Below are 13,569 nucleotides of genomic sequence, written 5' to 3' on the forward strand. Positions count from 1 at the left end.
CTATTCCGGACGGAAAACCGTTTCACACTTTTCCTCGAATTGTTCTACGCGTCGCGATTGGTCAGCGCGATATGGCAGCAGCCGTTACCATGGCCGGGCGTCCAGGTGACGTTGGCGAAGCGCACGCCGGTCGCCTCGAACAGGCCGCGGTCGAAGGCGCCGGCAATGCGGCAGAGCGTGGCCAGCTTTTCCTCGCTGACGCCGGCCTCGACCCAAGCGTCCTTCAGCGGGCAACGCTTGACCTTGAAGGCGATGTGGTCCGGCCCGCGATCGACATGGGTCGGATACATTCGGCCATCATCAGGGCTGACGGCCAGGAACGCTTCGCCGATCGCTGGTGCGTCGTTGGGGCCGAAATCGGCGAAAGCCGCCGCCGCGACCTCCCGGCCGCGCTTTTCGTTGGTGCGGATCATCACCGCTTCGGCCTTCTCGGCACCGAGCTCGGCGGTCAGTTCGTCGAGGAAGAGGCGATAGAGATCGGCCCGGTTGCGGAAAGCGGAGTCGAGCTCGCGCGACAGTTTTTCGGCTCTGCCTGTTTCGGGATCGGTCATGGCGTTGCGGTCCTGCTCAATTTCGGCGTTGCCGCCACCAGCGCCTTGCCGATCGCCGATTGCGGGTTGGCGATGACGGCGCGGGCGTCGCCGCTCTCGACGATCCGGCCGGCGTCGAGGATGGCGACGCGATGGGCGACGGCGCGGATGACGCCGAGGTCATGCGAAATGAAGAGATAGGCGATCCGTTCCTGTCTTTGCAGGTCGAGCAGCAGTTCCAGGATCTGTCCGCGCACCGACACATCGAGCGCCGAGACTGCTTCGTCGAGCACGATTAGCGACGGCTGCGTGGCGATAGCGCGGGCGATGGCCACGCGCTGGCGTTGGCCGCCGGAAATTTCGTGGATGGCGCGCGCAGCAAGGCCAGCATCGAGGCCGACGCGCTCCAGCAGTGCTGCGATGCGACGTGGGCGTTCGGCGCGCGAGGCAATGTTATGGACGCGCAAGGGATCGTCCAGCACCCGCGCCACGGTGGCGCGCGGATTGAAGGCGGCGAGCGGATCCTGGAACACCATCTGGAGGCGGGCGCGGTGGGCGCGCAACGCAGCACCCGACAGCGCAAGGAAGTCGGCGCCTTCGAATTCGACGCGGCCGGCGTCGGGCTCGATCAGGCGCAGCACCAGCCGCGCGATCGTCGACTTGCCGCTACCCGACGGGCCGGCAAGCGCCAGCGTTTCGGCCGGGCCGATCCCGAATGAGACATTGTCGACCGCGGGAAAAGGCTTGCCGCCGCGGCGATAGCGCTTGGCGAGGTTGGAGACGGCGAGCAGGCTCATGCCGAGGCGCCCTGCCGGCCAAGCAGCGGCTCGGCGTCGAGGCCGAGATGGGCATCGAGCAGTGTGCGCGTATAGGCATGGCGCGGCGCGTTGATGATTTGACTGGTCTCGCCGAACTCGACCAGTTCGCCATGGCGCAGCACCGCGATGTGCTCGGCCAGCGTGGCGGCGAGGGCGATGTCGTGGCTGATGAAGGCAAGCGTCATGCCGTCCTCGGCCACCAGCCTACGGATCAGGGTGACGATCTCGGCCTGCACGATGGTGTCGAGCGCGCTGGTCGCCTCGTCGGCGATCAGCAGTTTCGGTCCGGCCGCGATTGCCGCGGCGATCGCCACGCGCTGTTTCTGGCCGCCGGAAAGCTGGTGCGGATAGGCGCGCAAGGCAGATTCAGGGTCGGGGAGGCGGACGCGTTCGAGGAGGGTTTTGGCTTTGGCGTAGGCCTCGCGCCAGGTCAGGCTTAGATGCGTGCGAGCGACCTCGGCGATCTGTTTGCCGATCGGCATGACGGGGTCGAGGCTGGAGGAGGGATCCTGGAAGACGAAGCCGATGTCGTGGCCGAGCAGGGGTGTCTCGTCGCTTGGTCGGATAAGTTTGCGTTCCTTCGCACCCCCCTCTGTCCTGCCGGACATCTCCCCCGCAAGGGGGGAGATTGGCAGCTTCGGCGCCAGCGCTCCTTCTGCGACGTCGGCGATTGGTGAAGGCGGAGATGAGGGCTCAATCTCCCCCCTTGCGGGGGAGATGTCCGGCAGGACAGAGGGGGGTGCGAAGGAACGAGGCGTTTGAAATTGGCTTGCTGACCATCCGATCGTTCCGCCGATCTCAGCCAAGCCTGGCAACAACCCCGCAATCGCCAGCGCCAGCGTGCTTTTCCCCGAACCGCTTTCGCCAATAATCGCCAGGCGCTCGCCGGCTTCGACATCCAAGCTCACACTTTTCAGCGCCGTCACCTCGGCACCATCGCGGCGATAACTCACCGTCAGATCACGGATCGAGAGCAGCGCCGTCACGACAGGCTCCTGCGCACCGCGGTGCTTTCCACCACGCCTTCGCCGGCGAGATAGACGCCGAGCACCGTCAGCACCAGCGCGATGCCGGGAAAGATCGACAGATACGGCGCGGCCCGCAAAACGGCACGGCCTTCGGCGATCATGCCGCCCCAGGTGACGCGGTTGGGATCGCCGAGGCCGAGGAAGGAGAGTGCTGCCTCGGTGAGGATGGCGGCTGCCACGATCACCGAGGACAGCGCGAGCACGGGCGGCAGCGCGTTGGGCAGCACCTCGCGAAAGGCGATCGCAATCGGATGCATGCCGATGACGCGGGCGCCGGCGACATAGTCGCGCTCGCGGATCGACAGCACTTCCGCGCGCGCGACACGCGCGGGTCCGGTCCAGGCGCCGAGCGCTATTGCCACGACGACCACGCCAAGCGACGGGCCGACGATGCTGACGAAGGCCAGCGCGAGAAGAAAGCTCGGCACGGTCTGGAACGCGTCGGTGACGCGCATCAGCACGTCGTCGATCAGGCCTCCGGCAAAGCCGGCCAGCGTGCCGACCACCGCGCCGATAAGGAGCGCCGCGGCGGCCGCCGCCAGACCGACGGCCAGCGAGGTGCGGGCGCCGTGGAAAAGCTCGGCAAGCACGTCGCGGCCGAGCCGGTCGGTGCCGAGCGGCAGCGACCAGTCCTGGAACGGCGGCAGCAAAGCCGGACCGGCGATCGCCTGAGGATCGCCGGGAAACAACGACGGGGCTGCCAGCGCCATGGCGACCAGCAAGGCGAGGATGAGCGCGCCCGCGATCGCTTCCGGCGCGCGGAAGAAACGAAGCAACCGGCTCATGCGCCGGCCTCACTGGCGCCGACGCGCGGATCGAGAAAGGCATAGGCGAGGTCGACCAGGAGGTTGATGACAATGACCAGAACCGCGCTGACCAGGATGATGCCGAGCAGCAACGGCGTGTCGCGGCCGGCGACGGCTTCCTGCGCCAGCCGGCCGAGGCCAGGCACGGCAAAGACGCTTTCGATGACGACGCTGCCGCCCAGCATCTGCGCCGATTGCAGGCCGAGCATGGTGACCAGCGGCAGGAGCGCGTTGCGGGCGACATGCGCAAGCACGATGCGGCGGCGCGGCAGACCTCTGGCGCGGGCGGCGAGGACAAAATCCTGACGCCATGCCTCGGCCATGCCGGCGCGCATCATGCGCAGGTAGAGCGCCAGATAGATGAAGCCGAGTGCTGCCACGGGCAGCACGAGATGGGTGGCGATATCGGTGGCCCGCGCCAGCCCGGCTTTGTCGGAGGCAATGGTCTCGACGCCGCCGATCGGCAGCCAGCGCAGGTCGACGGCGAAGACCACGATCAAGACCAGGCCGAGCCAGAAGCCGGGCACGGCATAAAGCGCCAGCGAGCCGATCGACAGCAAGCGATCGCGAAAGCTGCCCGGTCTAGCGCCGGCGTAGATGCCGAGCGCCGAGCCGAGGCCGAAGGAGAGCGCGGTGGCGCTGCCCATCAGGATGAGCGTGGTCGGCAGGCGTTCGAGGATGACGTCGCGGATCGGCCGCGAGAAGGTGACGGACTGGCCGAGATCGAGATGCAGCAGCGCCCAGAGGTAGTTGGCGAGGCGGGTCAGTTCCGACTGGTCGAGGCCCCAGCGGTGGCGCAGCAATTCGATCATGCCGGCATCGCCGCCGGTCGAGACGATATAGGCGTCGACCGCGTCGCCGGGTGCGGCTTCGAGCAAGAGGAAGCTGCCGATGACGACGATGAGGAGAACGAAGATGCTGCCGACGAGACGGCGGCGCAGGAGGCGGAGAGCGCGGGTCATGGCGCCCTCGGCGACATGAGGCGACAATATGAAATGTCACGCCCGGGCACCCCCCTCTGTCCTGCCGGACATCTCCCCCGCAAGGGGGGAGATTGGATGTCACCCCCGCTTTCGCCAATCTCCGAAGTCGTATCTCCTCTGCAAAGAGGGCGCTGTCGAAAAAGCTGCCGATCTCCCCCCTTGCGGGGGAGATGTCCGGCAGGACAGAGGGGGGTGGGCGGGAACTCGGTCTTTGCCCAAGATCGCATGCTTTTGCGAATTCTCATCCGCGCGACTGTGTCACGATTTCAAAAACGTATCCGCCCAGTTCGACACTGCCCAGCGCGGGTTGTTGGCGATGTTGCCGACGGTGTCGCGGGCGACGGAAATGAAGCTCCATTCTGCGACGTTGATCAACGGCAGGTCGGCCGCGACCTTTTTCTGGAATTCCTTATAGAGTTCGGTGCGAGCCGACGTGTCGAGCGCCTCCGAGGCCTTGGCGATCAGCGCGTCGAGCTCAGCGCTCTTGTAGCCGCCCTGGTTGGAAAAGGGCACGCCGTCCGGAATGCCGCTCTGCACCAGGATGGTGGTCGAGATCGCTGGGTCGCCGCGGAATACGGGCGGGCCGACGGCGAGGTCGAAGGCATGGTCGGTATAGACCGCCTTGATGTGCGCGGCCGAGTCGTTGTTGACGATCTCGGCATCGATGCCGATCGCGGCCAGCGCCTGGCGCAGATAATCGCCAAACTGTTTCGTCTCGTTGAAATAGGGCGCCGGCAGCAGTTTCAGCGTGAACCGCTTGCCATCGTCGGCGCGCTTGTAGCCGGCTTCATCGAGCAGGTCGTTGGCCTTGGCGACGTCGAACGGATAGGTCGGAACGTCGGCGGTGTAGAATTGCGGATCGTTCTTCGGCACCGGGCCGGTGGCGGTCGCGGCGTAGCCGAGGAAGATCGTCTTGACGACGAAATCCTTGTCGATGGCATGCGCGATCGCCTGCCGCACCTTCAGCTCGGCCAGTTCCTTGCGGCGATGGTTGATCTCGACCACGAGCTGGTAGGTCAGCCCCTCATAGCCCTTGGTGATGACTTTCAGGCCCGGCACCTTGGAGATGCGGTCGAGATCAGCGAGCGGCACGGCGGAAAAGGCAGCAAGCTGGATCTCTTCCGCCTCGAGCGCCGCCGCCGCCGAGGTGCGGTCGGGCAGCACCTGGTAGACGATCTCGTCGAGATAGGGCTCGTCCTTGCCCCAATAGTCGTCGTTGCGCGCCAGCCGGTAATACTGGCCGGCCCTGTATTCGGCGAATTTGAACGGGCCGGTGCCGACCGGGGCGTTGTTGGCCGGGTTGTCATCGATCTTGCCTGCCTCATAGACATGCTTCGGCACGACGCTCGTCAGCGCCGGCAGCGCGTTGCGGATGAGCTGGAACGGGGTCGGCTTGGCGAATTTGAACACCGCGGTCAGCTCGTCGGGCGTATCGACGGCGACGAGGTCCTTGAACACGGTGCGGCCGAGATTCTGCAGCGGCTTCCAGACCTGCAGCGCCGAGAAGGCGACATCGGCCGAGCTGAAGGGCTTGCCGTCATGCCATTTGACGCCGTCGCGCAGCTTGAAGGTTACCGACAGGCCGTCGGCCGCACCTTCCCAGGAGAGCGCAAGGCGCGGCTGAAGCCCGTCTTTGCCGTCGAAGGAGGCTTCGGCCAGCGTCTCGACGACCTTGCTGGAAATGAAGAAGACGCCATTGGAGGCGACGATCGCCGGGTTGAGGTTGCGCGGCTCGGAATCGGCGGCGACGATCAGCCTGCCACCCTTCTTCGGCGTCTGCGCCATGCCGATCGCCGGCAGCGCGGTCGAGGCCAAGAGCAGCGCCGAACCGGCAAGCAGGCCACGGCGTGAAATCGTCAATTCGGACATCGCTCAACTCCCCTCTTCGCGTCGCAACGGGCGCGGACAATGGGCGCGATTATGGCCTTCGGCAAAGGTTTCGCCAGAGACGGATTTGGCGCATGCTGGCTTGGCTTTGAAATTTTCGTTCGCTGGACCAGTTATATCGAGCCATCGACAATTGCAAATCTGGTAGGACCAGATTTGCAATTGAAATACTGTTTCGATCGGCGCGGTGGCAAGTTCAACCGGAAAGCAGTTGGTTCTGGCTGGACCAAAGTGGCAAAAGTGGTGCAGGATTTAGGCGAAAGCTTAGGCGGCCAAAAGATCAGGGAGAGGCAGATGAACATCGCTCCGGGCAAGACCGACGTCAGCAGCATTCCGTTCGACCAGGCGCGGGTGGACCGGCTGATGGAGGAGGCCGGCATCGACGTGCTCTTCGCCACCTCCAAGCACAACACGCAATATCTGCTCGGCGGCTACAAGTTCATCTTCTTTGCCGCGATGGATGCCATCGGCCACAGCCGCTATCTGCCGATCGTCCTCTACGAGAAAGGCGGGCCGGAGCATGCGGCCTATATCGGCAACCGCATGGAGGGCGGCGAGCACCAGAACCATCCGTTCTGGACGCCGACCTTGCATGCCGCCTGTTGGGGCACGCTCGACGCCGCCAATCTGGCGGTGGAGCATCTGCAGAAGATCGGCAGAGCGGCGGCGCGCATCGGCATCGAGCCGGGCTTCCTGCCGGCGGATGCCTATACGCTGATCCGCAAGGCGCTGCCGGATGCGAAGCTGGTCGACGCGACCGGCATGCTGGAAAACATGCGCGCCATCAAGACCGAAGCGGAACTCGAAAGACTGCGCATCGCCTCCGAGCTGATCACCGATTCCATGCTGGCGACTATTCGCTGGGCGCGCGAGGGCACGACCAAGACCGACATCATCGAGCGGCTCAGGCGCGAGGAGACCAATCGCGGCGCGCATTTCGAATATTGCCTGCTGACGCTGGGCTCCAGCCACAACCGCGCCGCCTCGGACCAGGCGTGGAAGAAGGGCGAGGTGCTGTCGATCGATTCCGGCGGCAATTATCACGGCTATATCGGCGACCTCTGCCGCATGGGCGTGCTTGGCGAGCCGGATGCCGAGCTGGAGGATCTCTTGGCCGAAGTGGAGGCGGTGCAGCAGGCGGCCTTCTCGAAGGTCAAGCCAGGCACGCTCGGCGGCGACATGATCGCGCATGCCGAAAGCGTGCTGAAGGCTTCCAAGGTTGCGGCCTACACGGATTTCTTCGCCCACGGCATGGGTCTGATCACCCATGAGGCGCCGTTCCTGATGACCAACCATCCGGTCACCTATGAAGGCACCTATGCCGCCAAGCCGCTGGAAAAAAACATGGTCCTCTCGGTCGAGACCACCATGCTTCATCCGACGCGCGGCTTCATCAAGCTGGAGGACACGGTCGCGGTGACCGATGCCGGCTATGTGATGTTCGGCGATCGGGGCAGGGGGTGGAACAGGGGCGGAGCTTCATAGAGCCGAAGGCCGGCGCTGCCCTTCGGGCACCTTCTCCCCGTTGAATGGGGAGAAGGAAAGATTTGTCACTGCCCGGCCGGCAGCAGCCTGAAATCGGGCAGGTCGCGCAACGCCAGCTCCGGGCCGGCGGGCGAATAGACGACGAAGAGCTGCATCGGCTGATCGCCGGTGTTGAGCGTGGAATGGAAGCGGCTTTCCGGCACGTAGATGGTGCAGCCGGGACCGACCTTGGCGACAACCGGATTGCCCTTTTCGTCCTCGACCATCTGCTCGCCATGGCCCGAGACGACGAAGATGATCTCCTCCGCGCCCGGATGGTTGTGGCGGGTGTGCCCCTTGCCCGGCGGCAGGTCGACGACGCCGCCTGAGAAGCGCTCCGCGCCATTCACTTCCGGCGCGACGGTGAGGGCCAGCCTGCCCCAGTCGAAGCCGAAGGCGCTGACGTCCTTCGGGTAGACGAACACCTTGCTCTTGTCGGCCATTGGCTCATCCCTCCCTAGTTGCTGGCAGCATTCGCTTTGCCGACTGCCGCGGCCTTGAAATCCGCCGTCTGCCTGGCGATCGCCGCTTCGGCCGGCAATCGCTCCATCGAGCTCGCTCCGTAGAAGCCGTGCAGCCCTTCGCAACGTTCCAGAATGTAGCGCGCGTCGTCGGGCATCGAGATCGGCCCGCCATGGCAAAGCAGGATGACATCCTTGCGCACCGAGCGCGCGGCGTCCGCGATGGCGTCGATCTCCTTCACGCAGGCGTCGAGCGACTTCGCCGAAGTGGCGCCGATCGAGCCGCCGGTCGTCACGCCCATATGCGCGACGACGATGTCGGCACCGGCCTTTGTCATGGCGCGCGCTTCGTCCGGATTGAAGACGTAGGGCGTGGTCAAGAGGTCGAGCTTGCGCGCCTCGGCGATCATGTCGACCTCGAGGCCAAAACCCATGCCGGTCTCCTCGAAACTCTGGCGCATGGTGCCATCGAACAGTCCGACGGTCGGAAAGTTCTGCACGCCGGAAAAACCCATCGTCTTCAGCTCGGCGAGCAGCAGCGGCATGATGACGAAGGGATCGGTGCCGTTGACGCCGGCCAGCACCGGCGTCTTCTTCACTACCGGCAGCACCTCATAGGCCATTTCCTTGACGATCTCGTTGGCGTTGCCGTAGGCGAGCAAGCCGGCGGCCGAGCCGCGCCCGGCCATGCGGTAGCGGCCGGAATTGTAGATGATGATCAAGTCGATGCCGCCGGCTTCCTCGGCCTTGGCCGACAGGCCGGTGCCGGCGCCGCCGCCGACGATCGGCACGCCCTCGGCGATCATCTTGCGGAATTTTTCCAGGATTTCTCTGCGCGGAATGGCGGCCATTCTGTCCGGTCTCACTTCTTGGCGATGTCGAGGAAGGCCTCGGCGGCGGCTTTGGCGAATGCGGGTTCGTTGATGTGCAGCGGCAGGCGCGTCACGGTGCGGTTCCTGGTCGGCTCGATGGTGCGCTCGATCGCCTCGAACAGCGCCGCATCGGCTTCCGGATCGAAGAAGGCGCCGCCTTCGATATCGAGCGCCGACGCGCCCTTTTCCGGGATCAGGAAGCGGACCGGGCCGTCGCAGCGGGCGAGGCGGCCGCCGAGCCATTCGCCGATCCTGCGGCATTCATCAGCGGTGGTGCGCATCAGCGTGACGTTCGGATTGTGCTCGTAGAACCGTCGCCCGTGATAGCGCTGGGGGATCGTCGGCGGCGCCCAGAAGTTCACCATATCGAGCGCGCCGACCGATCCGACATATGGCAGCTTGGTGCGGGCGATCGCGCCGAAGCGATCCTCGGTTGCCGGCAGCACGCCGCCGAACAGGAGATCGCAGACTTCGGTGGTGGTGATGTCGATAATGCCGGCAAGCAGGCCGCTGTCGGCGAGCTTCTCCATCGACCGGCCGCCGGTGCCGGTGGCGTGGAAGACCATGCAGTCATAGTCGGCGCGCAATTGCTCGACGATCGCGGTCACGCATGGCGTGGTGACGCCGAACATGGTCAGCCCGAGCGCCGGCTTGCCGGCGGCGACGGGTGCCGGTCTTACGGCCATGCCGGCGATGGCCTGGGCGGCGTTGTGCAGCACGACGCGCGACAGCCGGTTGAGGCCGGCCATGTCGGTGACCGACGGCATCATGACGATGTCGGAGACATCGACATATGGCGCGGTGTCGCCGGAGGCCAGCGTCGAGACCATGATCTTGGGCAGGCCGAGCGGCAGTGCGCGCATGCCGGCGGTGACGATCGAGGTGCCGCCGCCGCCGCCGATGCCGATCACGCCGGCGACGTCGTCACGCGATTGGATGAAGCGGGCAAAGGCGACGCCCATGCCGGCAACGGCCGTGCCGCGATCGTCGATGCCGAGCACCGCGCCGGCTCCATCCGGATGATGTGCCGCGACCTCGCCTGCCTCGACATCGACGGGGACGGTGGCGCCGCGCGTGCCGATGTCGACGCGGAGGACCGTGCCGCCGGCGGCAGTCACGGCATCGGCCAGGAAGGCGAGCTCCTCACCCTTGGTGTCGGCGGTGCCGACCACATAGATGTGGTTCATTGACGCCTCTCTATGTTGGCTGGCCCAGAGGCGGCGATGCTCAATTCCTGAAGGCTTAGTGCTTTACGTGTCAACGCAACCAGTCCAAAAAGGGAGCCATTGCAATTTTTTGAGACGCGCGTATCGTATTGACATGGATGTCTCACGTCAACAAGCTGCTTCCAACGACGATGCCGAGCAGGCGCCGGCAGCCGAAAAGGGGCCACGCGCGCGCACCAGGCGGCTGATGCTGGAGACGGCGACCAGGCTGATGCAGTCCGGCGTGACACCGTCCGTGAGCGAGGTGGCCGAGGCCGCGGAAGTTTCCCGCGCGACCGCATATCGCTACTTCCCAAGCCAGGCGGCACTGGTGCAGGCGGTGGTCGACGAGGGGCTCGGTCCGATCCTGACCTGGAAGTCGAATTCGAAAGATCCGGAGCGGCGCGTCGCCGAACTATTCGCCTCAGCCATGCCGCGCATCGAAGCTTTCGAGGCGACGTTCAAGGCGGCGCTCAAACTTTCGCTCGACCAATGGGCGCAAAGGCAGGCAGGCACGCTGGGTGCCGAGCCAGCCTTCAAGCGCGGCCATCGCGTCGAACTGCTGAAGGACGCGATCGCACCACTCAAAGGCCAACTGAAGCCGCGCCAGTTCAAGCGTCTGGCGCAGGCGCTGTCGCTGATGTTCGGCGTCGAGGTGCTGATCGTGCTGAAGGACATATGGGGGCTGGACAGCCGCGACACGATGTCGGTCGCCGGGTGGGCGGCAGGCGTGCTGGTGCGCGCGGCGATGGCGGAATCGGAAGCGAAAGCGAGTGGAGCTTCCGCGGCAGCTGGAGCGGGAATGTCTTAAATCTGGTTCGACCAGATTGGGGAGACAGTTACGCATAATAATTGTGGTGCATCGCCAGAAACAAGGCCTTAACGTATCAAGGAGTAGGAAAAACACGAGAAAACAGACAGATACCACTTCGATTGGCTTGCCGAGCCGCGTTTCTGCGTCCAAGAAAGAGCTTGACGGCCCTCTTGAATTGGTAATACCAGATCAGTACGCATAAAGCGGATCGAAAGTGCGGATTGCGATCCGTTTTTCCGGCAGGGCGAGGAGGCTCAAAGCCGGAAAAGTGCCATCACGGGAGGAACTACCAGGGCCGACCACACTGCCGGCCCGCATGACACGGTAGAATGCGCACAAGGGAGGAAAACTATGCGCAAGATAGTGACCAGCGTGATCGCTGGTATCGGGCTGGCGCTTGCCTGCGGGACATCCGTCCGCGCGCAGGACAAGGAACTCACCATCTTCTGGGCGGAATGGGATCCGGCGAACTATCTGCAGGAACTCGTCAACGACTACACGGCCGAAACGGGCGTGAAGGTCACGGTGCAGACCACGCCGTGGCCGGACTTCCAGACCAAGGCCTTCACCGAATTCAACGCGCACGGCGACGCCTACGACATGGTGGTTGGCGACTCGCAATGGCTGGGCGCCGGTTCGACGCAGGGTCACTATGTCGACCTCACCGATTTCTTCAACCAGCACAAGCTTGGCGATGTGATGGCGCCCGCGACCATCAAATATTATGCCGAATATCCCGGCGGGTCCGGCAAATATTGGGCGATCCCGCTGGAAGGCGACGCGATCGGCTGGTCCTACCGCAAGGACTGGTTCGAGGACCCGAAGGAGAAGGAAGCCTTCAAGGCCAAATACGGCTACGACCTCGACATTCCGAAGACCTATGCGCAGCTGCGCGACATCGCCGAGTTCTTCCACCGTCCGGACCAGAAGCGCTACGGCATCGCCATCTACACCGACAATTCCTATGACGCTATGGCGATGGGCGTGGAAAGCGCCATCTTCAGCTATGGCGGCGATCTCGGCGACTACGCAACTTACAAGGTGGACGGCGTCACCAATTCGAAGGAGGCCGCCGCCGGCCTCGACATGTACAAGGAACTCTACAAGTTCACGCCTCCGGGCTGGGGCAAGACCTTCTTCGTGGAAGACAACCAGGCGATCACCGGCGGGCTCGCCGCGATGAGCATGAACTTCTTCGCCTTCTTCCCGCCGCTGGTGAACAAGGCCACCAACCCCTATGCCGACGTCACCGGCTTCTTCGCCAATCCGGCCGGTCCGGACGGCAAGCGCTTCGCCGCTCTCGGCGGTCAGGGCATCTCCGTCGTCTCGTACTCGAAGAACAAGGACGAGGCGATGAAGTTCCTCGAGTGGTTCATCAAGGACGAGACCCAGAAGAAGTGGGCCGAGCTCGGCGGCTATACCTGCAGCCAGGCCGTGCTGAAGTCGGAAGCCTTCCAGAACGCCACGCCCTACAACAAGGCGTTCTACGACACGATGTTCATGGTCAAGGACTTCTGGGCAACGCCTGAATACGCCGAGGTGCTCGATCAGCTGAACCAGAACATCTATCCGTTCGTGGTCGGCGGCAAGGGCACCGCCCAGGAAGCGCTCGACAAGACCGCCGCCGACTGGAAGGCAACGTTCACCAAATACAACCGCTACAAGTAAGCATCGCAGTCAGAATGCCGGAGGAGGGCTTCCCCTCCGGCATTCCTGTTTTCAGGGAGAACGACCGTTGGCTTCGGTAGCCCTCACCAATCTTGATCCCGCATCCAGGGCCGCTGCCCGCGGCTGGTCGGATCTGACCATCCGCAACATGTTCATCATCCCGACGCTGGTTTTCCTGATCGTCTTCAACATTTTTCCGCTGATCTATTCGCTCGGCTATTCCTTCACCAACTTCGCTGCGAACCGCAGCGAGCCCTGGCAGTTTGTCGGCCTGCAGAATTATCGCGAGCTGCTGACCGACGACCACATCTGGTCGAACTTCGTCATCACCGCGAAATACGTGATCGTGTCGGTGGCCGGCCAGATGATCGTGGGCTTCGGCCTTGCGCTCCTGCTCAACCGCAGCTTTCCGATGAAGGGCCTGATCACCACGCTTCTGCTGTTGCCGATGATGATGTCGGCGGCGGTCGTCGGCCTGTTCTGGCAACTGCTCTACAGTCCGTCCTGGGGGCCGATCAACTACGTCTTCGGCCTTGGCGACTTCGCCTGGCTTTCCAATCCCGACAGCGCGCTCTACGCCGTCGCGATCACCGACATCTGGATGTGGTCGCCCTTCGTCATGCTGCTTTCGCTCGCCGGCCTGTCGGCCGTGCCGCAGCACCTCTACGAGGCCGCCGCGATCGATCGCGCCAGCTGGTGGTACACCTTCACCCGCATCACCTTGCCGCTGGTCTCGCCGATCCTCCTGATCGCGCTGATCTTCCGCACCATGGAAGCCTTCAAGACCTTCGACATCGCCTACACGATGACGACCCAGCCGACCGCCGAGCTGATCGCGATCCGGCTCTACAAGCAGGCGTTCCAGCAGTGGGATACCGGCAAGTCCTGCGCGCTCGCCTACATCGTGCTGATCATGGTGCTGGCGATCACCAACCTCTACGTGAAGTATCTCAACAAGGTGAAGGAGCGCTGA

General features: G+C 64.2%; 13 protein-coding genes. 4 read left to right on the forward strand and 9 right to left on the reverse strand.

Annotated features, from left to right (window positions below; genetic code table 11):
- Nucleotides 1–44: 44 nt before the first annotated feature.
- The 6 genes from P9236_RS06410 to P9236_RS06435 form a co-directional block, all read right to left on the reverse strand.
- Nucleotides 45–551, reverse strand: coding sequence for an L-2-amino-thiazoline-4-carboxylic acid hydrolase (locus tag P9236_RS06410; RefSeq protein ID WP_278073760.1), 507 nt, complete (start codon nt 549–551; stop codon nt 45–47).
- Nucleotides 548–1,327 (reverse strand): ATP-binding cassette domain-containing protein, encoded by a 780-nt coding sequence (locus P9236_RS06415; protein ID WP_278073761.1) that lies wholly within the window; start codon nt 1,325–1,327, stop codon nt 548–550. The genes P9236_RS06410 and P9236_RS06415 overlap by 4 nt, the downstream gene beginning before the upstream one ends.
- Nucleotides 1,324–2,334 (reverse strand): ABC transporter ATP-binding protein, encoded by a 1,011-nt coding sequence (locus tag P9236_RS06420; RefSeq protein ID WP_278073762.1) that lies wholly within the window; start codon nt 2,332–2,334, stop codon nt 1,324–1,326. Before P9236_RS06420 ends, P9236_RS06415 begins: the two co-directional genes overlap by 4 nt.
- A complete protein-coding gene (locus P9236_RS06425; protein WP_278073763.1) occupies nt 2,331–3,161 on the reverse strand; it encodes an ABC transporter permease in 831 nt (276 codons plus the stop codon). Before P9236_RS06425 ends, P9236_RS06420 begins: the two co-directional genes overlap by 4 nt.
- On the reverse strand, nt 3,158–4,144 hold the full coding sequence (locus P9236_RS06430) for an ABC transporter permease (RefSeq protein ID WP_278073764.1): 987 nt from the start codon (nt 4,142–4,144) through the stop codon (nt 3,158–3,160). Before P9236_RS06430 ends, P9236_RS06425 begins: the two co-directional genes overlap by 4 nt.
- A gap of 279 nt (nt 4,145–4,423) precedes the next feature.
- Nucleotides 4,424–6,034, reverse strand: coding sequence for an ABC transporter substrate-binding protein (locus tag P9236_RS06435; RefSeq protein ID WP_278073765.1), 1,611 nt, complete (start codon nt 6,032–6,034; stop codon nt 4,424–4,426).
- A gap of 312 nt (nt 6,035–6,346) precedes the next feature.
- Here P9236_RS06435 and P9236_RS06440 point away from each other — a divergent pair, with 312 nt between their 5' ends.
- Complete coding sequence (locus P9236_RS06440) at nt 6,347–7,537, forward strand: Xaa-Pro peptidase family protein (RefSeq protein WP_278073766.1); 1,191 nt, start codon at nt 6,347–6,349, stop codon at nt 7,535–7,537.
- Between the two features lie 65 nt (nt 7,538–7,602).
- Here the strand turns inward: P9236_RS06440 and P9236_RS06445 are convergent, their stop codons facing one another.
- From P9236_RS06445 to P9236_RS06455, 3 genes are read right to left on the reverse strand one after another with little or no spacing between them, the layout of a single operon-like run.
- The gene (locus P9236_RS06445; protein WP_278073767.1) at nt 7,603–8,019 is read right to left on the reverse strand and encodes a cupin domain-containing protein; all 417 of its coding nucleotides are present in this window, start codon (nt 8,017–8,019) and stop codon (nt 7,603–7,605) included.
- Between the two features lie 14 nt (nt 8,020–8,033).
- Nucleotides 8,034–8,888 carry a phosphoenolpyruvate hydrolase family protein gene (locus P9236_RS06450; protein WP_278073768.1) on the reverse strand — a complete coding sequence of 285 codons (855 nt, stop codon included), beginning with the start codon at nt 8,886–8,888 and terminating at the stop codon, nt 8,034–8,036.
- 11 nt (nt 8,889–8,899) lie between these two features.
- Nucleotides 8,900–10,096 (reverse strand): Tm-1-like ATP-binding domain-containing protein, encoded by a 1,197-nt coding sequence (locus tag P9236_RS06455; RefSeq protein ID WP_278073769.1) that lies wholly within the window; start codon nt 10,094–10,096, stop codon nt 8,900–8,902.
- Between the two features lie 133 nt (nt 10,097–10,229).
- Between P9236_RS06455 and P9236_RS06460 the strand changes: the two genes are divergently transcribed.
- From P9236_RS06460 to P9236_RS06470, 3 genes are all read left to right on the forward strand, one after another.
- Entirely contained in the window at nt 10,230–10,925 is a 696-nt protein-coding gene (locus tag P9236_RS06460) for a TetR/AcrR family transcriptional regulator (RefSeq protein WP_278073770.1), read from the forward strand.
- 354 nt (nt 10,926–11,279) lie between these two features.
- Nucleotides 11,280–12,596, forward strand: coding sequence for an extracellular solute-binding protein (locus tag P9236_RS06465; RefSeq protein ID WP_278073771.1), 1,317 nt, complete (start codon nt 11,280–11,282; stop codon nt 12,594–12,596).
- Nucleotides 12,597–12,663: 67 nt separating this feature from the next.
- Complete coding sequence (locus P9236_RS06470) at nt 12,664–13,569, forward strand: sugar ABC transporter permease (protein WP_192253241.1); 906 nt, start codon at nt 12,664–12,666, stop codon at nt 13,567–13,569.

Source organism: Mesorhizobium sp. WSM4884 (genome assembly GCF_029625675.1).
Classification (GTDB): Bacteria; Pseudomonadota; Alphaproteobacteria; order Rhizobiales; family Rhizobiaceae; genus Mesorhizobium.